Origin of the sequence: Methylorubrum salsuginis (assembly GCF_900114375.1) — a bacterium.
Lineage (GTDB): Bacteria > Pseudomonadota > Alphaproteobacteria > Rhizobiales > Beijerinckiaceae > Methylobacterium > Methylobacterium salsuginis.
Genome location: NZ_FOSV01000004.1, coordinates 138,005 through 160,180 on the forward strand (window position 1 = coordinate 138,005; position 22,176 = coordinate 160,180).

19 protein-coding genes and 1 riboswitch are annotated in these 22,176 nt (G+C 69.1%); of the genes, 10 read left to right on the forward strand and 9 right to left on the reverse strand.

Annotation, left to right across the window (positions count from 1 at the left end; all coding sequences use genetic code 11):
- Positions 1-445: 445 nt before the first annotated feature.
- Entirely contained in the window at positions 446-6,037 is a 5,592-nt protein-coding gene (locus BM140_RS25080) for a calcium-binding protein (protein WP_114435983.1), read from the reverse strand.
- A gap of 455 nt (positions 6,038-6,492) precedes the next feature.
- Between BM140_RS25080 and BM140_RS07385 the strand changes: the two genes are divergently transcribed.
- The 3 genes from BM140_RS07385 (at position 6,493) to BM140_RS07395 (ending at position 9,676) form a co-directional block, all read left to right on the forward strand.
- Positions 6,493-7,677, forward strand: a complete 1,185-nt coding sequence (locus BM140_RS07385) for a sialidase family protein (RefSeq protein WP_091943571.1) — start codon at positions 6,493-6,495, stop codon at positions 7,675-7,677.
- Complete coding sequence (locus BM140_RS07390; RefSeq protein WP_091943573.1) at positions 7,677-9,071, forward strand: BNR repeat-containing protein; 1,395 nt, start codon at positions 7,677-7,679, stop codon at positions 9,069-9,071. The genes BM140_RS07385 and BM140_RS07390 overlap by 1 nt, the downstream gene beginning before the upstream one ends.
- 269 nt (positions 9,072-9,340) lie before the next feature.
- Complete coding sequence (locus BM140_RS07395; protein ID WP_091943575.1) at positions 9,341-9,676, forward strand: calcium-binding protein; 336 nt, start codon at positions 9,341-9,343, stop codon at positions 9,674-9,676.
- 347 nt (positions 9,677-10,023) lie between these two features.
- On the opposite strand, the gene BM140_RS26555 is transcribed toward BM140_RS07395, so the two are convergent.
- From BM140_RS26555 to BM140_RS07410, 3 genes are all read right to left on the reverse strand, one after another.
- Positions 10,024-11,139, reverse strand: coding sequence for a GGDEF domain-containing protein (locus BM140_RS26555; RefSeq protein ID WP_091943577.1), 1,116 nt, complete (start codon positions 11,137-11,139; stop codon positions 10,024-10,026).
- A gap of 158 nt (positions 11,140-11,297) precedes the next feature.
- The gene (locus tag BM140_RS07405) at positions 11,298-12,587 is read right to left on the reverse strand and encodes a YeeE/YedE thiosulfate transporter family protein (protein ID WP_342030024.1); all 1,290 of its coding nucleotides are present in this window, start codon (positions 12,585-12,587) and stop codon (positions 11,298-11,300) included.
- A complete protein-coding gene (locus BM140_RS07410; protein ID WP_425287046.1) occupies positions 12,584-13,609 on the reverse strand; it encodes a sulfurtransferase in 1,026 nt (341 codons plus the stop codon). Before BM140_RS07410 ends, BM140_RS07405 begins: the two co-directional genes overlap by 4 nt.
- A gap of 450 nt (positions 13,610-14,059) precedes the next feature.
- On the opposite strand from BM140_RS07410, the gene BM140_RS07415 reads away from it, so the two are divergent.
- A complete protein-coding gene (locus BM140_RS07415) occupies positions 14,060-14,512 on the forward strand; it encodes a hypothetical protein (RefSeq protein ID WP_091943579.1) in 453 nt (150 codons plus the stop codon).
- Positions 14,513-14,579: 67 nt separating this feature from the next.
- Here BM140_RS07415 and BM140_RS07420 read toward each other — a convergent pair whose 3' ends face one another.
- Positions 14,580-14,813, reverse strand: coding sequence for a hypothetical protein (locus BM140_RS07420; RefSeq protein ID WP_091943581.1), 234 nt, complete (start codon positions 14,811-14,813; stop codon positions 14,580-14,582).
- Between the two features lie 281 nt (positions 14,814-15,094).
- Here BM140_RS07420 and fae point away from each other — a divergent pair, with 281 nt between their 5' ends.
- Complete coding sequence (gene fae, locus BM140_RS07425; protein ID WP_091943583.1) at positions 15,095-15,634, forward strand: formaldehyde-activating enzyme; 540 nt, start codon at positions 15,095-15,097, stop codon at positions 15,632-15,634.
- A gap of 83 nt (positions 15,635-15,717) precedes the next feature.
- Here fae and BM140_RS07430 read toward each other — a convergent pair whose 3' ends face one another.
- The 4 genes from BM140_RS07430 to cobU form a co-directional block, all read right to left on the reverse strand.
- Positions 15,718-16,950 carry a type II toxin-antitoxin system HipA family toxin gene (locus BM140_RS07430; RefSeq protein WP_091943585.1) on the reverse strand — a complete coding sequence of 411 codons (1,233 nt, stop codon included), beginning with the start codon at positions 16,948-16,950 and terminating at the stop codon, positions 15,718-15,720.
- A complete protein-coding gene (locus tag BM140_RS07435) occupies positions 16,937-17,275 on the reverse strand; it encodes a helix-turn-helix domain-containing protein (protein ID WP_091943587.1) in 339 nt (112 codons plus the stop codon). The genes BM140_RS07430 and BM140_RS07435 overlap by 14 nt, the downstream gene beginning before the upstream one ends.
- Positions 17,276-17,373: 98 nt before the next feature.
- Complete coding sequence (gene cobO / locus BM140_RS07440; RefSeq protein WP_091943589.1) at positions 17,374-17,973, reverse strand: cob(I)yrinic acid a,c-diamide adenosyltransferase; 600 nt, start codon at positions 17,971-17,973, stop codon at positions 17,374-17,376.
- On the reverse strand, positions 17,970-18,491 hold the full coding sequence (gene cobU / locus BM140_RS07445; protein WP_091943591.1) for a bifunctional adenosylcobinamide kinase/adenosylcobinamide-phosphate guanylyltransferase: 522 nt from the start codon (positions 18,489-18,491) through the stop codon (positions 17,970-17,972). The genes cobO and cobU overlap by 4 nt, the downstream gene beginning before the upstream one ends.
- A gap of 92 nt (positions 18,492-18,583) precedes the next feature.
- A riboswitch (cobalamin riboswitch) is annotated at positions 18,584-18,814 on the forward strand.
- Between the two features lie 44 nt (positions 18,815-18,858).
- Between cobU and BM140_RS07450 the strand changes: the two genes are divergently transcribed.
- The 5 genes from BM140_RS07450 to BM140_RS07470 are packed head-to-tail and all read left to right on the forward strand — an operon-like array spanning position 18,859 to position 22,173.
- Entirely contained in the window at positions 18,859-19,035 is a 177-nt protein-coding gene (locus tag BM140_RS07450) for a CbtB domain-containing protein (RefSeq protein WP_091943594.1), read from the forward strand.
- 28 nt (positions 19,036-19,063) lie between these two features.
- Positions 19,064-19,819: a CbtA family protein gene (locus BM140_RS07455; protein ID WP_091943596.1), complete on the forward strand. Its 756-nt coding sequence runs from the start codon at positions 19,064-19,066 to the stop codon at positions 19,817-19,819.
- A complete protein-coding gene (locus BM140_RS07460; RefSeq protein WP_091943598.1) occupies positions 19,812-20,222 on the forward strand; it encodes a DUF1636 family protein in 411 nt (136 codons plus the stop codon). The genes BM140_RS07455 and BM140_RS07460 overlap by 8 nt, the downstream gene beginning before the upstream one ends.
- Positions 20,219-21,253: a cobalamin biosynthesis protein CobW gene (cobW, locus tag BM140_RS07465; RefSeq protein WP_091943600.1), complete on the forward strand. Its 1,035-nt coding sequence runs from the start codon at positions 20,219-20,221 to the stop codon at positions 21,251-21,253. The genes BM140_RS07460 and cobW overlap by 4 nt, the downstream gene beginning before the upstream one ends.
- Before the next feature lie 38 nt (positions 21,254-21,291).
- Positions 21,292-22,173, forward strand: a complete 882-nt coding sequence (locus tag BM140_RS07470; protein WP_244535333.1) for a DUF4349 domain-containing protein — start codon at positions 21,292-21,294, stop codon at positions 22,171-22,173.
- Positions 22,174-22,176: the final 3 nt, after the last annotated feature.

Consider the following 22,176-nt stretch of genomic DNA (forward strand, 5'->3'; position numbering starts at 1 on the left):
CGCGTCCGTACTACCGGCCCTATTACTGAGTGCCATTGATGTTGGTAGGCTCGCTGCGGACGACGTCCGTCGGCGAGCCTGACGGCTTGGCCGACCCTAGTCCAATGCCTGGGTGCATGAAGCGGTGCGAAACACGACTGACGGCCGTGTTTCGCGCTCTTGCTGGATGAAGGTTTTCCGCCGGTTCGTCTTTAGCGAATGTGGCCAATGGCCGGAACGCGTTTCGACGACGTAGATGCCGGTTCGTCGAAAGAATGCATGACCGAACATAAAGCGAAAGCCGTACCTGGCCTGATGCAATCAGGTCGGATACGGTTCTAGAGCATCGTCCTGGATATCGGATCCAGCACGATGCTCTACGTTATTGGTTCGCATCGTCTTCTTCCGAAGGCCGCAAGCCAACTTTCGGGACGACGCTCTAAATGCGTCGCCCCGCTGGTCGAAATCAGAGGATGAAATCCCAAGCCGTCAGGCTGGGCGTATTCTCGACGATGATCAGCATGTCCGTTGTCTTGTTGCCATCAATGTCGATCATGACATGGGCATCTGTGCCAACGGCCTTGACCATAATCTGGCCCTGTGCTTGCCCGGAGCGTGCGGACACGAACTCGTTGACGTATCGGAACGCCTGGTCACCGGCGGCCGTGCCCGCATCCATCGCGCTCAAGTCGATTTTGTCTGACTTGGTATAGCTCGCTGTCAAGGCGACATCGAACTGTAGGATGTGGTCGGCTGCGGCCAGAGAAGGGCCGCTGTCGCCGGCCGAGACGTAATGAAAGATGTCGGTGACATTGTCGTTGCCGGCATACAGCGTATCGGCGCCGCGACCGCCCCGGATGTCGTTGCTCCCTGCATTGCCGCGGATGATATTTGCAGCCGCGCTGCCGACTGCGTCGATATTCGCCGTTCCGTCGAGCGTAAGGTTCTCGATGTAGGTCCCGTCGAGGCTGAAAGAAACCTTGGAGATCACGGCGTCCGTGCCGCCGTTCCGGGCTTCGACGACCCGGTCGCCCGTGTTGTCGACCCAGTAGACGTCGTCACCAAGTCCGCCGGTCATCTTGTCTGCGCCGACCCCTCCGTCGATCCGGTTCGCGCCGGCATTTCCTGTGATCGTGTTGGCCGAGGCGTTTCCGGTGGCGCTGAAGTTGCCGAGTCCGAGAAGCGTTAGATTCTCGATCGAAGTGCCGGCAAGAGAATAGCTGAACGAGACAAGAACGTGGTCGATCCCGCCGGAATCCGTGACGCTGTCGGTTGCCACGTCGAGATAGTAGGTGTCGTCTCCCAGGCCGCCGTTGAGCTTGTCGGATCCGAGGCCGCCGTCGAGGACGTTGTTTCCCGCGTCCCCGGTCAGGGAGTCCGCGAAGGCCGTACCGACAAGGTTCTCCACGGTTTCGAAGGTGTCGCCTTTGGCGAGCCCGGTGTTGCCGGCCGGCGCGGAGAGGCTCACGACGATGCCGGACGTGGCGGAGGCGTAGGTCACCGTGTCTGACCCGGCGCCACCTACGTAGCGGTCGGTGCCAATGCCGCCGATGAATGTGTCGTTGCCACCTCCGCCGGCGAGGATGTTGCGGCCCGCCTGACCATCGATCAGGTTGTCTCCCGCCGTTCCCGTGAGACGATCGTCGAACTGAGAGCCGATCAGGTTCTCGATGCTCGAATAGGTGTCGCCGGCTGCCTCGCCGGTGTTCCCAATCGGACGGGCGAGGTTGGCCACGACGCCGAGGGCCGCCTCCGCGTAGCTCGCCGTATCGATGCCCCGACCGCCCTCCAGGCGGTCCGCGCCGGCCCCGCCCATCAGGACGTTCGCGCCGGCATCCCCCCGCAGGGTGTCGTTGAACGCGGAGCCCCGGAGCCCTTCGATCGAGCGGTAGGTGTCGCCGGCAGCGTCGCCCGTATTCGCGGTGCCATTGGCAAGACTGGCGACCACGCCCGTCCGAGATGAAGCATACGAAGCGAAGTCGAGACCGTCGCCGCCGTCAAGCGTGTCACCAGCAGGCCCGCCGACCAAGTTGTCGTCGCCGAGGCCGCCGATCAGCGTGTCGCGGCCCGCTCCTCCGGACAGCACGTCGTTGCCGCCTGCGCCGTCGAACCGGTCGGCCCCCGCGCCACCCAGGACGGTATCGGTCTTCGCCCCACCCAGCAGCTGGCTGCCGACGGTGGACGTCATCGTGAGCGTCTGGTCGCGGTTGCTCGTCAGCTTGACGAGGCGCGTCCCCTCGACCGCGAGCGTCAGCCCTGCCGCCGCGATTCCGGCGTCGAGGATCATCTCGCCCTTCGTTCCGACACGCAGACCGAATACGCCAGTGTCAGCCTGCCGGATCTGAGTGTCGTTCATGACGACGCGCACGGTCGAGGCGGCGGTGAGATCCAAGGCCTCGACGCCCCGCAGATCGAAGGTCGCTGCGTCGAGCGCAACGTTTCCGGACAGCTTGACGACGTCGAAACCAGCTCCGCCATAGATCGGCGTCTTGTTGCTCAGGTAGGTCCGGCTGAGCTCGATCGTATCGTTGCCATCGGTTCCTACGATCCGCGAGAAGCCGCTCCCCCCAAGTATCGCCGTCGCCTTACCGATCGTCCCGAACGCGAAGTTCGCTGTGGTCAGGGCCTTGGCGGTGACCCCGGAGAGCGTGATCTTCCCGTCGTTCCCGAGGTCGAGAATCGTGCCACCGTTGACTTGGATGAGCTTGAGTTGTGCGAAGCTCTTGATCGCCAAGCCGTTCAGGGCGAGCACGTCGCCGCCGACCCCGGCCGTGAAGTCGGTGATGATGTCGTTGCCCTCACCGAAGCTGCGCTCGATACGGTCGCTGCCTGCGCCGGTCGAGATACGGTCGCTGCCGAGCCCGCCCGTCAGAATGTCCGCGCCGCTGCCGCCGTTCAGAGTGTCGTCGCCGGCGTCGCCCGTGATCCGGTCGTTTCCGCCCTCGCCGCTTAGAATGTCGTTCTCCGTGCCGCCGGAGATTTGATCGTTGCCCAGACCGCCGAGCACGGTGTCGACACCGGAATCGCCCTGGATCGTGTCGTTGCCATCCCCTCCCGAGAGAAGGTCGGAGGCGAAACCGCCGATGATGGTGTCGTTCCCCCTGCCCCCGTAGAGGATGTCGTTGCCATCCATGCCGTTCAGGTAGGCATTGCCGTCGGCACCATAGACGGTGTCAGGGCGGTCGCCGCCGGTCATGCGAACGAAGCGGACGTCATTGGCGTCGATCGTCGATTTCGGGTGCTCCGGCGGCGAGCCCGGCGAGACGGCGCGCCATTGCTGTTCGCCGCTCGGGCCGTATTCGAGCACCATCTCCTTCACGAGGATCGTGTTGCGCGAGTCCGGGCCGCCGTGAAAGTTCACGTCGCGGTTGGTGTAGGTTACCTCTATGGTGTTATAATGCTCTGCGCTTGCTGCCGAAGTGATGACGCCATGGCGAACGTTCAAGGTCGTGACATCTTTGAACGTATTGGCAAACGACTCTTGAAGATAAAAGCCGTACCCGTCCCCGCCGAGCTTGTTATAGGCTCCATCGACCAGGAAGCCGCTGCCGGACATGTTGAATGTCGTCTGGAACTTGATCGGAACTGAATGTGAGTTGATCACGCTCACGTCGTTGAACTGCGAGTCCTGAACGCCGCGGAATTCGATTGTCGGGACGCTCAGCCAGTTGTTGTCGACATTGTCGAAGTAGTGCGGGTCGGGTGCCGCTCCGTCGGTGCGCACGGTGAAGCCGCCGATATCGAGGCCGCTCAGCATCGGCAGCGTCGAGAGCGTCGCCTTGCCGGCCGCGAAGGCGTAGGGAAGCTTGTGCGAGAGCGTCACCTCGTTGCCCGAGATCGCGGTTACCCGCACGAGCGCCTCGCGAAGCGTCAGTTTATCCTGATACGCCTCGGCACCGTGGACCCTGGCCCATTCCTGGTTCCCGGTCTCGGCGATATAGGCCTTGTCGTTGAGCTGGGATACGTAGACGACGTCACCGACCTTGATGCCGCCGGTCGAAGTGACCTTGATCGTGGTCGCGTCGATGGCGGTGCTCGCCGTAAAGGTGCCGACTGCGGTTCGCTCGCCCTTGGCATAGGCCAGGATCGCGCTTTCAGCTTCCGCCGACTTGATCGTGGAGTGGATGACAGTCTTTCCCGCGCCCGCACCCTTCAGGGTGACGTTGTCGTCGGTGATCGTGAGGCGGTGATCCCAGTAGTAGTCGCCAGCGGCGAGCTCGATCGTCACGCCGGCCCCCGCCCCGTCGATGAGAGCTTGCACGACCTCCACGCTCGTTCCGGCCGCGACCTTGAAGACCGTCGGGTCGCTATCGATGTAGATGAACTTGTTCTCGGAAAGCTGTGCCTTGGCGATGCCCTTCAAGGTGAGCGAGGCGTTTCCGACCGCGATCAAGACGCCCGCGCTCGTGTCGGTGAGCGTCATGTCCGCCATCGAGTGGACATCGGAGAAGGCGCGCAGGTCGATGCGCTCGAGGAGAGCGTCGAGCTCGAAGTCGGTGATCGTGGCGGAGCCGCCCGCCGTGAGTACATAGGTATCGCCCTCGGTCCCGCCCGTCACGGTGTCGGCACCGCCGGCCCCGAGGACGATCCGATCGAAACCCGCGCCGCCGACGATGGTGTCGCGGCCCGCGCCGCCGTCGAGCACGTCGTCGCCGTCCTCACCCTTCAGGATGTCATTGCCCCGCCCGCCGGAGATCGTGTCGCGGCCGCCGTCGCCGGCGAGCCTGTCGGCACCGCTGCCGCCGGTGATCGTGTCGGCCGCTTCCGCACCCTGGACGTTCCCGTTGACGCCGTCGGCAACAGTGACAACCTGCCCCTCGTAGCCGCGCAGGGTGACGAGGCCGGTCCCGTTCAGCACCACCTTGCCGGCGGCACCGACCGTCGACACGTCGAGTAGCATGGCGTTGCCGCCGTACTGAAGCTCCAGGACGTCCGTGGACGATTGTGAGACCGCGTGAGCATCGAGGCCGACGATGAGGCTCTGCGTCGCGGCGGTCATATCGACCGCCTCGATCGAGGTTGCCCCGTCGAAGCGGTCCGAATTCACGTTGAGCGAGGGCACCAGGAACGTAAGCGTATCGGTGCCGTTTCCACCGTTCATACGATCGGTCGATGCGAGCTTTGTCGCGGTCCCGTCCACGATGAACTGATCGTCGCCGTCTCCACCTTGGAACGCGTCGACGCCACTCGTCAGGTAGAAGGCCTGAGGCGGCGTCTGGCCGAAGAAGAGAAAGTCGGCCGCGCTCAGCTGACTCTGGGTGATGTTCTGCAGCATCAGCGTCGTCCCGGCGATGCCGACGGAGACGCCCCCAGGCACGTCCTGCAGGGTCAGGTCGGCCATCCCTCGCACGGTTTCGAACGCCCGCAAGTCGATGCGCTCGACTCGCGACACTGCATCGAAATCGGAGATGGTGGCCGTTCCCCCGGCTTGCACCACGAACAGGTCCGCGTCGGCGCCGCCGGTCGCCTGATCGCCGGCTCCGAGGATGATCAGATCGGTCCCGGCGCCACCCGACAGCGTATCGATCCCGGCACCGCCCGACAGCGTGTCGGCGCCGTCCCCGCCCGACAGCCGGTCGTTGCCGCTTCCCCCCCGAATCACGTCGCCGCCGCCCGCCCCGGCCACGTTCCCGTTGACGCCGTCGGCAACGGTGACGACCTGCCCCTCGTAGCCGCGCAGGGTGACGAGGCCGGTCCCGTTCAGCACCACCTTGCCGGCGGCGCCGACCGTCGACACGTCGAGCAGCATGGTGTTGCCGCCGAAGCGCAGCTCCAGCTGGTCGCCATCCGCCTGGCCGACACTGCGCGCATCGAGTTCGACCGTCGTATCCGCCGTGCCCGCCGTCAGGTCGAGGGCCTCGATGGAGGTCAATCCTGCGAGCCGGGAGGCGGCAAGCCTGATCGTGTCGTAGCGGATGGTCAGCGTGTCGTTGCCGCCCCCACCGTCGATGCGGTCGGCATCGGAAAGCTTCGTGAGGCTGCCATCGACCACGAACAGGTCGTCCTGGGCATCGCCGACGAGGATGTCGGTCGCCGACGTGATGGTAAAGGTCGACATCCTGAGTCTCCGAATCCTCCCCAGACGCTTGCCAGGGCGAGATTAACCGATCGTAATCGGCCGAGACCGCTCCACACGGCAAAGCGCCCCGACTGCCGAATCGCGCACGCGAAGCGCCCCCTTGCGGGCCTAGGAATTTTCCTTCGCGAAGAGGTCTGGTCGAGGCCACGGTGCTGGCAGCGCCCATCGGCAACCGGTGGAGCGTCGGATTGAGGCAGGCCTGAGGCCGTCGTCCTGGGCGCGGGCGACGGACGCACGCGGCGAAGCACCTGTCGCCTGAATGCCACGCCCGCGCCACGTTGCCGGTCCAGTCAGGGGCCCGCAGCCGCCCCGCGCTGCCCTCTCCCGCCAACGTCGCCGACGTAGGGAGCGAGGCATGACGCATTCCGATTCGACCGGTCGGAACGGTTCACGCTACCGTGTTTCGTCGCGGCCATTCCAGGGAGCATCTCCACATGAGTTGGACCGTTCGCCGCCTCGGCCTTCCCGCTCTTCTGCTGGCACTGGCCGTGACGGCCGATGGCGGTCGCGTCGCCGTCGCGAGGCCCCTGCCGGCTCCCCTCGCAGTGGAGGCCGGTGCGCCACACTTCGTCTCCGCAGCCGCGGAGCCGGATCGGGCCCAGCGCAGCTTCCAGGGGGTGCCGGCGGTGGCCTCGGTCGATGGCCGGCTCTGGGTGGCGTTCTATGGGGACGACCGGATCGCCGAGGAAGGGCCGGGCAATTTCATCGTCCTCAAGCGCTCGGACGACCGTGGTCGCAGCTGGAGCGAGGTCGGCTATGTCGTGACGGACGAGCCCGGCATGCGAGCCCTCGATCCGCAGCTCTGGCGCGATCCTGATGGCGCGTTGTGGCTTCTCTTCACGACGACGCGCGGCGTCTCCGATCTGCGCTACGGCGTCTATGCCCTGGTGATCGACAAGCCGGGCGGGGATCCGGATCCGAAGGCGATGGTGGTGCGGCGTCTCGCGGATGCCGGCATTCCCGGCCGCCCGGTTCTCATCGGGGGCCGGGTGCTCCTGCCCGTCGACCTGCGCGAGAGTCCACGCTCGCCCCTCTTCCCGAGCGGGACAGGGAAATGGATCTACCAACTCGACTACAAGCGTCGCAGTCTCACCCGCGTCGGCCGCATCCCCGACACGCCTGACGTCCTCTCCTTTCAGGAGACGTCTCTCGCCCCACTCAGCGACGGCTCGGTCCTCGCCATGTTCCGGACCCGCGAAGGTCAGTACGTCTCCCGCTCGGAGGGCACCGACCTGAATCGCTGGTCGCCCCCGGAGCGTTGGGCGGCCTTGCCGCCTAATCCCGAGACGCGGGCCCGCCTCATCCCGCTGCCGGACGGCACCCTGGCCGTGGCCTTCAACGACGATCCGAGGCGGCGCAAGCGGATGACGTTGGCTCTCTCCACCGACGGCGGCCGCACCCTCGCCAAGACACAGCTACTGACGGGGGGGGCGGCGAGCTACCCTGACCTCACCTTGGACGAGCACGGCACCCTGATTGCCGTCTGGGATACCGGGCGCGCAACGAAGCGGGAAATCGCTGGCGCGTTCGTCTCGGAATCGGCCCTGTCGCAGGGGGCGGCCCGGCCCGAACGCTTCGTGGTCGATCGGCAGGGCGCGTCGGCGCCCGGGGAGGAGTGATGCGCGCAACCACTTCGACATGGCGGCGGGGCGGCCCGCTCCGGGGAGCCGCGCTCTTGCTTGGCGCGCTCGCCTTGCAGGCGGGCGGGGCGGCTGCGAACGAGTGCCGGACCGCGGAGAGCCGGGACGGGGCGGTCGAGATGGACCCGACCTGGGCCGGGACGACCGTCGGCTACGCCGCCCTGCAGCGCGGCGGGATCGTCTATTTCGGCTACTACGATGCGGAACGCCGCCTGACGGTCGCCTCCCTCGATCCGCGGTCCCGGCGCCTGTGCGTGCGGACCCTCGATGCGGTCTTCGGCGGATGGGACAGTCACAATGGGATCGTGATGGCGTTCGATTCGGGCGGGCGCCTGCACGTCGCCGGCAACATGCATGGGACCGGGCTGATCTATGCGCGCGCCAGCGAGCCCGACGACGTGGCCTCGCTGCGCCCGGCCGGGATGGTCGGGACGGACGAGGCCCGTGTCACCTATCCCCGCTTCGTGCGGGGCGACGACGGGAACCTGCTGTTCGTCTACCGTTCCGGCGCGAGCGGTCGCGGCGAGTGGATCGTCAACCGCTGGGCGGACGGTCGGTGGGCGCGCGTCTCCGCGCAGCCGGTCTTCGCGGCGAACTGGCAGGGCCGGCCCGTCAGCGCCTATCCGAGCCCCTTCGTCGCGGACGAGCGGGGCGTGTTCCACGTCGCAATCGTCTGGCGCCACACCGGCGACGCGGCGACGAACTTCGCCGTAAGCTACGCGGCGACCCGCGACTTCCAGACCTGGCGGGGTGCGGACGGGCGCCGGCTCACGGCGCCGCTCACCCCCGACACGGCCGACTCCATCGAGCGGCGCGGCGAAGGCCAGGGCCTGCTCAACGCCCCCATCGCCGCAGCCGACGAGCGCGGCCAGCCGATGGTGGCCTACACGCGGTACGGCCCGGGTGGGAACAACGCCGTGTTCCTGGCGAAGCCCGAGGGGAGCGGATGGACGACGCACCTCCTCGTCGAGTCGGATCGGCGCGTACCGATCGAGGGGACGGGGACGCTGCCCGACGTCCCGCGACTGCGCGAACTGGACCCGGACGAGGGCACGATCCTCGTCGCCTTCCCCGGTCGGGCGGCCTTCCGTTACGGCTTCGATCCGGTCACGCTCGAGCCGCGCGGTTCGGCGGTGCGCGCCCGGGCGGCGGACAGCCGACCGAGCCCGGCGCGCCCGATCCCCGGCCTGGGCCGAAGCGCCCTGCGCCGTGTGCCCGTCCTCGACGCCGCAAGCGGCCAGCGCCTGCCCGGCCGATTCGAATTCTTTGCGCAGGCCGGAAACGGGGATCGTCCGGTCGCCTGCACGGCCGACGCGCCGAAAGCCTGCGATCCGCCTCCCTCGCCAGTCTACTTCGTTCAGGGCGGCCATTGACGATAATTTTGGTCGCTATCGAGTGTATATTTCTGTGGGGAGATGAACTTTGCGGGTTTTCGACCCGCGACAATGCTTTTAAATGCGTGGGCATGAAACCAAAATAGGGAATTTTATTCGCATTTAGTCAAGATATGTATCGCGACATGCCTGTTTTATATTTGTAAAAGCTGATAATATTTTGCGAAGCTACGGCCGGGCTGTCGAGTCCGGCCAGCTGTTCGGCAAATCGGGCGACGACTCCCTGTACGGGGCGGGGCCACGACACGATGAACGGCGGCGCCCGCGCCGACACCTTCGTGTTCGCCAATTTCGGGGATAGCACCCTGCATCACGCTGGCCGCGACCTCATCAAGGACTTCCACCACGAGCAGCACGACCGCATCGATCTGCGCAGCATCGACGCCGACACTCATCACGGCGGCAACCAAGCGTTCCACTTCATCGGCGACCACGCCTTCGGCCGCCATGCTGGCGAAGTGCGCGCCGCCTTCTCGGGCGCCGACACGGTGCTCAGCGGCGACGTGAACAGCGATGGCAAGGCCGATTTCGCCATCACACTGAAGGGCCGCATCACCTTCCACGACGGCGACATGCTGCTCTGAGCGCTGGCTTCCCAGGTCTCTCGGACCTCTGCGAAACGCGAATGGCCGTCCGGACTCGGCATCCGGGCGGCCGTCGCGCTTGGCCGGCTGAGATCCGGCGGCGATCCCATCGCGACAGGTCCTTGTCAGATTGGCGTGCCAAACTTGGTTCCTTAGGCATGTTGCGACGGCGCGGTGACCGGTGCGTTGCAGGCCGGTGCGGTAGACCAAGGGGTGGGGGGCTGCGGTCGGGTCGGGCGATGGCTCTCGCCGACGAGAAGGGACCGTGACGTCTCCCTCAGGCTGCCTCTCGTCCCTGTGCGCCGGGCCGATGAGCCGAAAGAACGGCCCGGGGGCGAGGCCCGGTCTCAGGCGTCGCCCAGGACCACGGAGACGGCGCGCCGTCCGGCGTCCCGCTCGGATTTCGCTCGGTAGCAGGCCTCGTCCGCCTGAACGAGCAGCGCTTCGACATCGTCCGGCTTGCGGGCCGCCGCGGCGTGGCCGACGCTCGCCCCGATCGTCACCGTCGCGTCCGGGAGGGCGAACGGTTCGCGCAGGCGCGCGTCGATCCGCCGGGCCAGGGCCGCGACCGCCTCCGGCCCCCGCGGGCCGGGCAGCAGCACGGCGAACTCGTCGCCCCCCATCCGGACCACGGTCGCCTCGGCCGGGACGAGCGCGGCGAGGCGTTCGGCGACCATCGTCAGGAGCACATCGCCCGCGGCGTGGCCGTAGCGGTCGTTCACCGGCTTGAAGCCGTCGAGGTCGAGGCACAGCACCGCCACGGGCGCTTCGGCGTCGATGGCCCGGAACGCCGCGCGCAGGCCGATCCGGTTGGCGAGCCCCGTCAGCGCGTCCCGCTGGGCGAGGCGCGCCATCTTCAGGCGCATGTCGACATGCCAGACCGCATTGCGGTGCACGTGGCGGACGCTGTCGAAGCCGCCCAGCAGGAATACGAAGAAGGCCGCCGCGGTGATGTGATGGGGCGGATCGTTCCACGACGCCACGGCGGCGATGGGCGGCAGCGCGGCCATGAGCAGGGTCGGAATAGCGATCCAGGGCCGGATGCCGACCCGGACGACGATGCCCGAGCAATAGCCGAACATCAGGCCCGTCGCGAGCATCTGAAGATGCAGATCGTGCAGCCGGAACATCGACGCGGCGCTGACGCCGACCGACAATGCGACGATGGTGGCCAGGACTGCATGGGCCCGCTCCCAGGGACGCGGATCGTCCTGATCGAGGGCATCCCGGGTCGTGCGTCGCGCCTGGAATCGCATCAGGACGATCCGAGCCACCGAGGCCGCACCGCCGCACAGGGCCGTGACGAGGAAGAGGCGCAGCCCGGTCTGGAGATACGTGTAGACGGCGATCCCGACGAGCGTGCAGCCCATGATCGAGGTCGGCACCGTCGAATACGCGAGGTCGGCGACGAGCGCGGCGCGGACCGCCCCGCTCTCGATCCTGCTGTCCCGGCGGCTCTGCACGTCGGCCCTCCTGCGGCCGTCGCGGCCGCGGAGGATTTTGTCACGAAGGCGTTACCGAGACACTGATGCGGGCCGCCTCAAATCTGGTCGCGGGGGCCGCGCGGTGCCCGCTCTTTCGTCTTGACTTGACGAGGCGCGGCCCCTCCGCAGACGCCGCCTCAACTCAGGACGCCCGCCCGCCGCCCGAGCCACAGCGTGGCCGCGGCGCCCGCGAACATCGCCGCTCCGAACACCCAGCCTGAGACCGCCCCGGCCATGATGCCCGACAGCAGCGTGCCGACGCTGCAGCCCAGACCGGTCATCGCGCCCCAGCCGAGGAGCAGGCCGCCGCTCAGGCCCCGAACGACCTGTCCCGGCTTCGGCCAGGCCGGGCGGAATTGGCCGGCCACCAGCGCCGCGGCGAAGGCGGCCAGCACGAGGCCGCCCACGAACAGGCCGTTGGGCGTGAGCAGGGCCTCTCGCACAGCCGTGGCGCAGCCGCGAAACGTGTCGAGGCCTTCCAGCCGCTCCGGCAGCAGCCCGAGGGCGCCGGCCGCCTGCCGGGTGCGTCCCCCGATCTCGGCGGTGACGCCGAGCGGGCCGACCCGGAGATAGCTGAGCGTGCCGATGGCCCCGACCGCCAGCCCGCCGAGCCAGACCGGCCAGCGCGCGACGAAGGCGGCGTGCAGCGGATCGGGCCGCGAGGCCGGCTGCGGCGCGGGCAGGCGGCGCAGCAGCGGCCAGGCCAGCGCCGCGATGAGCGCCAGCGAGAGCCCGAGGGTGCCGGCATATCCCAGATGGCGCGGCAGCCACAGCACCGGAGCCTCCGAGAGGCTGGCGAGGTAGAGCGGGTTCCAGGTCAGGAAGCCGAGCCCGAAGCCGAGGCCCGTGCCCAGCAGCGCGAACGGCGCCATCGGCGAGCCCTCGCCGAGGCGGTAGAGGTGGGCGCTGATGCAGGAGCCCGACAGGGCCATGCCGGCCCCGAAACTGAGCCCGGCCAGCACCAGCACCGGCCCCACGGGGCCGATATGCGCGTCCGGCGCCAGCCGCGTGCCCGACGGGTCGGGCATCCAGGCGCCGAGCACCACCGCATAGCCGGCAATTCCCGTGGCGAGCGCCGCCAGGATGCCGAGCATCCCGCGGGGATCGCCGAGCACGAGGAAGTCGCGCCACTGGCAATAGAAGCAGAAGCGGCTGCGCTGGAGCACGAGGCCGAACAGGGCGCCGAAGACGAGGGAAAGGGCGAGCCGGGTGCCGCCCGCCTCGCCGGAGAGCCGCCACGCCCCGGCGGCGAGCCCGGCGGCGACGAGGGCGGCGATTGTTGCGCGCAGAGGGAGGCCGCGCGACGCCGGGACAGGTGCCGGCCTGCTTAGGGCCGGCACGACCCCGGCCCCGCTCAGGCGCCGGGCCGGCTTGGCTGCGAAACCGACGGAGCCGATCGGCTCCGCCAGAGCGTCGTATCGGCTCACTTGCCGCCCCACACCGTGCCGGCGAGGTTGACCACCGGCACGCCGACCGCGTTGCCGTATTCCGTCCACGAGCCGTCGTAGTTGCGGGCGTCGTAGCCGAGGATGCGGCTCAGCACGAACCACGAATGGCTGGAGCGCTCGCCGATGCGGCAGGAAGTGATGATCGGCTTGGAGCCGTCGATCCCGGCCGCCGCGTAGAGCGCCTTCAGCTCCTCCTTCGATTTCAGGGTACCGTCCGGATTCACCGCCTTGGCCCAGGGGATGTTGACCGAGCCGGGGATGTGGCCGGCGCGGATCGCCAGCTCCTGGATCCCGGCGGGCGCGATGATCTTGCCGCTGAACTCGTCGGGCGAGCGGATGTCGAGGATCTGCTCGTCGCGCTCTTTCTTCGCCACCGCCAGCACGTCGGCGAAGCGGGCGCGCAGCTTCCCCGAGGGCGCCTGCGCCGTGAAGGTCGAGGCCGGGACCTCGGCGGTGCGGGTGTCGAGGGGGCGCTTCTCGGCCTCCCACTTCTTGCGCCCGCCATCGAGCAGCTTGACGGTGTCGGTGAGGCCGTACTGGGCGAACACCCAGGCGCCCCAGGCGGCGAACCAGTTGTTGTTGTCGCCGTAGAGCACGACCGTGGTGTCGCGATCGATGCCGAGGCGGCGCGCCAGAGCCGTGAACTTTTCGGGGCCGGCGATGTCGCGGCTCACCGTCTCGACGAGGTCGGTGTGCCACGCGACGTTCTGCGCGTTCGGGATGTGGCCGCGCTCGAACACGCCCGGCTCGACGCTGACCTCGACGATCCGCAGGTTCTTGGCGTCGAGGTTCTTCTCCAGCCACTCGGTGGAGACCAGCGGGCTGTCCTTCGCAGCGGTGTCCTTCGCAGCCGTGTCCTTGGCGGCGGTGTCCTTGGCCGGGTTGTCCTTGGCGGGACTTCCCTGGGCGGGCTTGGCCGCCGGCTCCTGTGCGGCGGCCGGGGCCGCGGACAGGAGCAGGGCCGCCGCGACGGTGAACAGGAAGGCGGATGGGCGCAGCACGAAAAGCTCCGAAGGGGCAGCGGCGGCCGTTCGGGGCGGCTCGGCGCCGCCCCGTCGGGGTCTCGCATGGGGGAAAAGATGGGCAGGTCCGGCGGCGTCCCGGCCGCTCCGCGAAGGGAACGCCGTGGGGGAAGCGTCTCCTCGGAAGGGCCGGGCGTGGCCGGACCGCACGCCAATCTGGCCGCGCCGCAGCCGTCCGGTCAACGGAATAATCGTCCGTTCTTCAGGGGCTTAGGCGTGAGTACTTCTGCCCCCTGACCCAACTTCGTGAAGGATTATCCCGGGCGCCGCGACGTGGTCGGGGCCCGCCCGCATGGGGGGATGCGCCGGGGACACGGTGAGGGCCTCCCTCGTTCCGGTTCCCGCCGACCGCGCTTGACCGGGCAAGCTCAGCTGTTTCAATGCGCCGGCTCCGCCATCCGGCCGGGGACGAGGCGCGCGAGGCGGCAGATGGCGACGACGATTCGGTGGTTCGCACTCCCGCTGGCGCTCGGCCTCGGCCTCGGCCTCACGGCGTCCGGCTGCACGGGCTTCGCCTACATCTCCAAGACCTACGTCGCCCAGGTGCCGCAGGTCGTCACCATCGGCTGCAACGAGCCCTACGAGATCTACGACAACCGCCAGAAGCGGCGGGTGCTGGTGGTCTCGAACGCCTTGCGGGAAGTGACGGGCTGCGATGTCGGCCGCCTCGGCGAGGGCCGCCCGCCCGCCGAGACCCGCGCCACCCGATTCCGCACGGCGGCGCGCACCTATCTCGACGAGACCGTGCGCGAGGATTGCACGATTACCGGCGAGACCGTGTTCAGCGATCTGCAGTCGGAGTTCGTCTATACCTGCGACGCGCCGGTCGAGCCCCGCGGCACCAAGGTGCCGCGCCTGCCGGGCCGGCGCCTGCACCGCTGATTTTCTCTGTTTTTGTGCCGCATCGGCATTTTTCCGAAAGCCGATGCCCACCTTTCGGGCCGATGCTCTACGGCTCGGCCGGGCCGACGAAGGTCCGCTCGGTCGCGTCGCCCGCCGCCGCCAGCAGCGCCCGGGCGAAGGCCCGCGCCTCGGCCCGCTCCAGGCTCAGGATCGCGGTGACGGGGCGCCCATCGAGATCGGGCAGGCCGAGTTCGAGCCGCACGCCCTCGCCCTCCGGGGTGGCCGACAGGCTCCAGCCGCGCTTGTCCGCAGGGGGTTGGCTTGCGTTGGACTCGCTCATCGGGACGAATCCTCTTCGAAGCGCTTTCCGACCAAGGGGATGTCGGTTCGGTGAAAGACGGCGCGTGAGAAGGCAGGCCTAGAGCCGTGGCGGGTCCGATGCAATCGGGCCGGACACGGCCCCGGCGTACGAGCCTTCACATGGTCGGTCCTCGCGGCCCGGACCAGAGGGCCGGGCAGGGCCGCGGACGGCGCGATTGACGGCGGCGGCGGGGGATGATGTCTGCGCGGCGACCCGCCCGCGGGGCAAAACGTTTTCACGAGAGAGCAGGGACGACCACCATGTCCGAGATCTGGTTCCGCACCGGCGAGGCGACCGTGCTCGCCGCCGAGGGGCAGTACACCGACGCGATGCCGGAGGTGCTGATCGGCTCCGTCCGCGGCCCCGTGGGGCAGGCCTTCGCCAGCATGCTCGGCCAGGTCCAGGGTCACACCCGCATGTTCGTGGTGCGCGACCTCAACCAGCTGGTCCGCCCCGCCACCCTCATGACCACCAAGGTCACGATCCACACCGCCGAATATGCCGAGCTGCTCGGCGGCGTGGTGCAGGCCGCCACCGGCGACGCCATCGTGGACTGCGTGATCGAGGGCATCCTGCCCAAGGACGGCCTCGACGAGCTGTGCATGATCATCACGATCTGGCTCGACGAGCGCTGCGGCAGCCACGAGGAGCTCGACCGCAAGGACCTCTACCGCACCAACTACGAGGCCACGAAGCTCGCCATCGGCCGGGCGATCCGCGGCGAGCCGACGATCGACGAACTGATCGCCAACCGCAAGACGGTGAAGCACTACGCGCTCGACGGCGTGATCGATTACTGATTTTGGGAGCGGGGCGCGGCTCAGGCCGCGTCCCGCGCTTTCGAGAAAAATCGGTACGTCGGAGCCTCGGCGATGGCATCGCTTCAGGGCGCAGCCAGTCTGTCGAGGTCTTTCGAAAAAGCGCGTGCGAGCCGCCCGATCGTCGCGTCATCGACACCGTCGGCGGAAAAATCCTGCCGCCAGCGTCGCATGCGGGCGGTTAGGTCGGAGACGATCGCTCGGGCTTCGTCCGGCGAGAGATCGAAATCCTGGGCTCGCGTCAGGCAATTGCCGGTCGTCGGGGAGCTTCCGGATCGACCGACCCCGATGGCCTGTTGGGGATCCATATCCGGCTGAGGGACCACGTCGAAGGCCGGGGACAGGTGCCATCCACCGTTACGCCGGAGGAGGGCGTGGTTCTTGAGGTGATCGTCCCGGTTGCCGCACAAGACATTGAACACCATGCGGCGGAAGAGTTCGCGGCGGTCGGAGACGTGCCGCGCGCCGTGCCGCAACAGGAGCAGGGCGAGATCGGGGTAGGAGCCGGAATCCGAGGTTTCGTCCAGGCCGAGCACGGTCAATCCGCTCATGTAATGGCAGGTCGGCGTGTGCGTCGCCGGATCGCGGTCGAAGCGCTTCACCAGGACGACCCTGCGCGGCCCGACTGCAAGCAGCTTGGTCTCGGCGGCGTCGATCCCGCATCGGGCGGCTAAGCGTAGGGCCGCGTGCTCGGCGCCGCATTGGTCGTAGGTGTCGTCCCGCCGCTGGAACTTGGCGATCCACAGGGCGCCCGCGTGGGTCACGACCGCCTTCGGCCGGGCGCCGCCCATGCTCGCGCCTGCGCTCCACAGGCGGGCCGCCAGCCCCTCGACCGCCTCGCCCCGCTCCAGCCGCTCGAACCCGTCGGCGATGCCGTCGAGGTCGGCCTCGGTGGCGGAGCCCGGACGCGGCGGCGGCGGGTCCGGGGTCTGCGAGAAGGCGAGGCAGCCGACGCGTTCGTCGCCGGTGGTCAGCAGCCAGTCGCACGCCGTCATTAAGGGAGAGCCGGGAGGTCGCCGATACTCGATGAGCCGGCGGCCCCAGCGGTCCGGAGTAGCATCGGCCAGGACACCCGGAAGCCGCCCGCGGCCGGTGCTTCGGAACGGCCCCGGCTGAAGCGGCAGGTGTTCCGGGTCGAGGGCGAAGGCTCGGCCGTGATCGTTCCTGCGCCAGGAGCCGACATAGGCGAACTCGCTGTAGGACAGCCCGGCCGCTGGCGCGACGAGCCGATACCGGCCGACCAAGTCGGTGGCGCCGTCCGCGTGGCGAGCGTGGACGTAGACCTCAGAGATCGTCAAGGTTCACCTCGCGCGGGCGACGCGCGCGGCGGGGCAGGCGGCCGGTTTCGATGGCGGCCGCCAAGCGGTCGTTCTCGGGGCTGACCGCGTCCCGCACCGCCGGAAACAGGCCGAGGACCCAGACGGCTCGAGCGAAGACGCCCCAGGAGACGGTCGGGTCGCCGTTCTCGAGCTTGCGCAGGGTCGGGAGCGAGACCCCGACGCGCGAGGCGAGGTCGGAGGCCGGCTGGCGCCGACGCAGGCGCGCGGCCCGGATGGCCTGCCCCATCTCGCGAAGCCCATTCGAGACCTCGAAGGGCGTATGGACCGCGCGTTCGCTCGTCATGCAAGCGTTCTTGCATGCAAGCCGCTCTATGTGAAAGTAGAGTTTCTACCTCTGAGGGGCGCTTACCATCGAAAAGAGGCCGTGGCGGTGCCGCGCCCTCAAAACTCGATCCCCTCCTGCGCCTTCACGCCGGCCGAAAAATGGTGCTTCACGCTGCCCATCTCGGTGACGAGGTCGGCGGCCTCGATCAGCGCCGGCTTGGCGTTGCGGCCGGTGACGACGACGTGGAGGTCGGGCCGGCGCGCCTGCAATTCGGCGACGACCGTGTCGAGGTCGAGATAATCGTAGCGCAGGGCGATGTTCAGCTCGTCGAGGACGAGGAGGCGGATGCTCGCATCCGCCATCAGGGCGCGGGCCTGCTCCCAGGCGTTGCGGCAGGCGGCGATGTCGCGGGCCTTGTCCTGGGTCTCCCAGGTGAAGCCCTCGCCGAGCGCGTGCCACGCGATCCGGTCGCCGAAGGTCTTGAGCGCGCGGGCCTCCCCGGTGTCCCAGGCGCCCTTGATGAACTGCACCACGCCGACCCGGTGGCCGCGGCCGAGCATGCGCAGCGCGAGGCCGAGCGCGGCGGTCGTCTTGCCCTTGCCGGGGCCGGTATTCACGATGAGCAGGCCCTTCTCGATCGTCTTCGAGGCGACCTCGGCATCCTGCACCGCCTTGCGCTTGGCCATCTTTTCGCGGTGGCGGTCGTCGTCGCTCATGGGCGATTCCCTGGATTCTCGGCGGAGGGTTTGACGGTGAGCGGCAGGCCCGCGACGGTGAGGACCACGCGGTCGGCCTCGCGCGCCAGCCGCTGATGCAGGCGCCCGGCGGCGTCGCGGAAGCGGCGGGCCAGCGCGTTGTCCGGGACGATGCCGAGCCCGACCTCGTTCCCCACCAGCACCAGCGGGCCGGGCGCCGCCGCGCAGGCGCGGGCCAGGGCCTCGGTGGCGGCGTCGAGATCGGCCTCGGCCAGAAGCAGGTTGGTGACCCAGAGCGTCAGGCAATCGACCAGCACCGGCCCGGTCGAGGCCGCGACCGCCTCGGGCAAAGCCGTCGGTACGTCGAGCGTCCGCCACCCGGCGGAGCGCCGCGCCCGGTGCTCGTGGATGCGCGCGCGCATCTCGTCGTCCCAGGCCTGGGCGGTGGCGAGGTAGAGCCAGGGCGCGGGGCAGGCCTCGATCAGCCGCTCGGCATAGGCGCTCTTGCCGGAGCGGGCGCCGCCGAGCACCAGCGTCATCCGGTCGGGAGGGCGGGCATCCATGCGGGCCGGTTTGCACCGGAGGCGCCCGTTCACGCAATGGCGCTTTGCAAGGGGCCTCCGCTCGCGCTAGAAGCGAGCGATAGGACGGTGCCCCGGCGACGGGGTGAAAAGGGAATGCGGTGAGGGGGCGACCTCGAAACCGCAGCTGCCCCCGCAACTGTGAGCGGCGAGTTCCTGCCGAGAGCCACCGGGGCGACCCGGGAAGGCGGCAGGCGCGAACGAGCGTTCCTTGACGAACTGGTTCGTTGAGGCACTCGGCAACCGCGAGCCAGGAGACCTGCCGTCCTCTGTGAAAGACGTTTCCTCGAACGCCGCCGGTGGGGCGGCCGGAGCCCGTGACCCGATGACGACCGCGACCCTTCAGACCTCCGCCGTCCGTTCCAACGAGGGCGCCCGCGCCCTGCTCGTCGCCGCCTTCCTCGGCCTCGGACTGGTCTTCCTCGCGGGCTTCGCCCCGGCGAGCGTGCTGCACAACGCGGCGCACGATTTCCGCCACGCGCAGAACTTCCCCTGCCACTGATCGCTTTCCGACGCTCGAAAGCGGTTCCATGATCGTCCGGTTGCTGTCGGCGGCTCTTGTCGCCGGCTTCCTCGCGTCCGTCGTCGCGACGGGCCTTCAGCTCGCCCTGACCTCGCCCCTGATCCTCCAGGCCGAGACGTTCGAGGGCGGGCATTCGCATGCTCACGCACCGACCGTCGCGCCCGCTTCCCTGATCGTGAAGGCCCATGCCCACGGCCACGGCGAGGCCGCCGAAGGCGAGGCCAAGCCAGACGAATGGCAGCCCGCCGAGGGCTTCCAGCGCATGGCCTTCACCGGTCTGGCCACGCTGATCGGCGGCGTCGGCTACGCCTTGCTCCTCGCCGCGGTGATGCTGGCGCTTCGCCGCGAGCCGACCCCGCGCAGCGGTCTGGCGGTCGGCATCAGTGGCTTCCTCGCGGTGGCTTTGGCCCCGGCCATCGGCCTGCCGCCGGAACTGCCCGGCATGGGCGCCGCGCCGCTGGTCCTGCGCCAGACCTGGTGGGTGATGACGGTCGCGGCGACCGGCATCGGCCTCTACCTGATCGCGGTGCGGCGGGTGCCGATCACGATCCTCGGCGGCCTGATCCTGATCGTCGCCCCGCATCTGGCGGGCGCGCCGCAATCGATCGATACGGTCAGCTCGCAGGTGCCGCCCGCGGTCGCGGCGCAGTTCGTGGCGCGCTCGCTCGCCATCGGCTTCGTGTTCTGGGCGCTGATCGGGCTGGCCTATGGCTGGGCCTGGGGCCTGTTCGGCCGCGAGGCGGGCGGCCGCGCCCATGCCTGAAGACGCGCCCGAGACCGTCCTCTCGGTCTGCACCACCTGCCGGGCGACGGGCGACACCGCCGAGCCGCGGGCCGGCGCCCGGCTGCTGGCCGCGCTCCGGGCCGAGGCCGACCGCGAGCCGGTGCCGGGCCTGCGGATCGAGGGCGCCGAGTGTCTTTCGGTCTGCAAGCGGCCCTGCACGGTGGCGGTGGCCTCTCCCGGCCGCTGGACCTACGTCTACGGCGATTTCGACGCGCTGGAATGTGCGGAGGAATCCGCCCGCATCATCCTGGCGGGCCTGCGCAATTATCAAAAAACCCCCGACGGCCTCGTGCCCTGGCGCGAGCGCCCCGAAGCCTTCCGCAAGGGCGTCGTCGCCCGCATCCCGCCGCTGACGGCGGCTCGAGGGGATACCGCATCATGAGCTTGGTCGAAAAAATCCCCTGCACCATCGTCACCGGCTTCCTCGGGGCCGGGAAGACGACGCTGGTGCGCCACACCATCGAGCAGGCCCGCGGCCGGCGGCTCGCCGTCATCGTCAACGAGTTCGGCGATCTCGGCTTCGACGGCTCGTTCCTGGCCGCCTGCGGCGTCGAGGGCTGCACCGAGGATTCGGTGGTGGAGCTGCCCAACGGCTGCATCTGCTGCACGGTCGCCGACGACTTCGTGCCAGCGCTCACCAAGCTCCTCGACCGGCCCGAGCCGCCGGAGCACATCCTGATCGAGACCTCGGGCCTCGCGCTCCCAAAACCCCTGGTCCAGGCATTCCAGTGGCCGTCGATCCGCTCGCGGGTGACGGTGGACGGCGTCGTCGCCGTGGTGGACGGCCCGGCCGTCGCCTCGGGTCTCTTCGCCGACGACCCGGATGCGCTGGCCAACCAGCGCGCCGCCGACAGGTCAGTCGATCACGACAACCCGCTGGAGGAGGTGTTCGAGGACCAGATTCTCTGCGCCGACCTCGTGGTGCTCAACAAATCCGACCTTCTGGACGCGGCGGCCCAGGACAAGGTCCGCGCCGACATCGAGGCGCATCTGCCGCGCGCCGTCGAGATCGTCGCGACCGAGCACGGCCGCCTCGATCCGCGGGTGCTGCTCGGTATCGCGGCGGCGGCGGAAGACGACCTCGACGCCCGCCCCTCGCATCACGGGGAGGGCGAGGACCACGATCACGACGACTTCGAATCGGTCGCGCTCCCCGTCGGCATCGCCGGCAGCCCGGAGGACCTCGCCGCCCGCGTCGAGAAGGCCGCCGAGGTCGAAGGCGTGCTGCGCATCAAGGGTTTTGCCGAAGTCAGGGCCAAGCCCATGCGCCTCGTGGTGCAGGGCGTCGGCCGCCGCGTCGCCCACCATTACGACCGCCCTTGGAAGGGCGCCGAGCCCCGTGACGGCCGCCTCGTCGTCATCGGCCTGAAAGGCTTCGATCGGGACGCGGTGGCCGCCGCGCTGAGGGGATGATTCTTTTCGCAGGGCCGCAGGCGACGGCAGGCAGGTCCATGATGGGCCGGCAACGCCTCGCCTGCGCCCTGCTCCCCGCCCTCGTGCTGCTGGCCGGCTGCTCCGGGTCCGAGCGCAACCGCGCGGAGGGCCCGCCGCCGGCCGCGCCCTTCGCCGAGGTCGCCCGGCAGGATGCCAGGGCCCAGGAGAACGGCCCCAAGCTCGCCTACCGCCACGATCTCACCGTCGCGCTGGCGCCGGATCGCGTCGCGCCCCATTTCGCCGCCGCCCGCGACCGCTGCCTTACCGACGCGGCCCTGACCTGCACGCTGCTGCAATCCTCGATCCGCGGCGGCAGCGGCACCAGCCAGCCGCAGGCGACGGTGCAGGTGCGCTTAGCCCACACGTCGGTCGCAGCCTTCGTCGCCGCCGCCACCGCGCCGCTGCCGGGCGAGACCGCGGACGAGGTGGTGCTTCAGGATCAGGCGACTCGCGCCGAGGACCTGACGCGGGCGCTCGCCGACACCGTGCGGCGCCTCGCCCAGCTCAACGATTACCGCACCCGCCTCACCGCGCTGTCGGAGAAGTCCGACAACCGGGCCGAGGACCTCATCAGGATCGCGAGCGAGCTGGCCCAGGTCCAGAGCCAGATCGAGGAGGTGGACGGCGAGCGCCGCGGCCTCGACGAGCGCGTGGACAACGAGATCGTCACGGTCAACTACCGCGCGACACGGGCGCAGGCCGGCGCCTTCGCGCCTGTTCAGGAGGTGTGGGCGCGCAGCGGCCCGATCTTCGGCCAGAGCGCGGCCTCGGCCCTGCGCTTCGCCGTCGCGAGCCTGCCCTGGCTGCCGGTCGCTCTGATCGGGCTGTTGCTGCTGCGGTGGGTCTGGCGTCTCCGGCGCAGGCGCCGCCGTCCTTCCCGCCTGCGGATCGAGCCGTGAGGG

What these genes read in the sequence shown, in the direction of transcription:
- BM140_RS07415 (WP_091943579.1), top strand. Translation starts at nt 14,060, where the DNA reads ATGGCGACGACGATTCGGTGGTTCGCACTCCCGCTGGCGCTCGGCCTC.
- BM140_RS07390 (WP_091943573.1), top strand. Translation starts at nt 7,677, where the DNA reads ATGCGCGCAACCACTTCGACATGGCGGCGGGGCGGCCCGCTCCGGGGA.
- BM140_RS07395 (WP_091943575.1), top strand. Translation starts at nt 9,341, where the DNA reads ATGAACGGCGGCGCCCGCGCCGACACCTTCGTGTTCGCCAATTTCGGG.
- BM140_RS07455 (WP_091943596.1), top strand. Translation starts at nt 19,064, where the DNA reads ATGATCGTCCGGTTGCTGTCGGCGGCTCTTGTCGCCGGCTTCCTCGCG.
- BM140_RS25080 (WP_114435983.1), bottom strand. Translation starts at nt 6,037, where the DNA reads ATGTCGACCTTTACCATCACGTCGGCGACCGACATCCTCGTCGGCGAT.
- cobW (WP_091943600.1), top strand. Translation starts at nt 20,219, where the DNA reads ATGAGCTTGGTCGAAAAAATCCCCTGCACCATCGTCACCGGCTTCCTC.
- BM140_RS07470 (WP_244535333.1), top strand. Translation starts at nt 21,292, where the DNA reads ATGATGGGCCGGCAACGCCTCGCCTGCGCCCTGCTCCCCGCCCTCGTG.
- BM140_RS07450 (WP_091943594.1), top strand. Translation starts at nt 18,859, where the DNA reads ATGACGACCGCGACCCTTCAGACCTCCGCCGTCCGTTCCAACGAGGGC.
- cobU (WP_091943591.1), bottom strand. Translation starts at nt 18,491, where the DNA reads ATGACGCTGGTGCTCGGCGGCGCCCGCTCCGGCAAGAGCGCCTATGCC.
- BM140_RS07420 (WP_091943581.1), bottom strand. Translation starts at nt 14,813, where the DNA reads ATGAGCGAGTCCAACGCAAGCCAACCCCCTGCGGACAAGCGCGGCTGG.
- cobO (WP_091943589.1), bottom strand. Translation starts at nt 17,973, where the DNA reads ATGAGCGACGACGACCGCCACCGCGAAAAGATGGCCAAGCGCAAGGCG.
- fae (WP_091943583.1), top strand. Translation starts at nt 15,095, where the DNA reads ATGTCCGAGATCTGGTTCCGCACCGGCGAGGCGACCGTGCTCGCCGCC.
- BM140_RS07385 (WP_091943571.1), top strand. Translation starts at nt 6,493, where the DNA reads ATGAGTTGGACCGTTCGCCGCCTCGGCCTTCCCGCTCTTCTGCTGGCA.
- BM140_RS07435 (WP_091943587.1), bottom strand. Translation starts at nt 17,275, where the DNA reads ATGACGAGCGAACGCGCGGTCCATACGCCCTTCGAGGTCTCGAATGGG.
- BM140_RS07460 (WP_091943598.1), top strand. Translation starts at nt 19,812, where the DNA reads ATGCCTGAAGACGCGCCCGAGACCGTCCTCTCGGTCTGCACCACCTGC.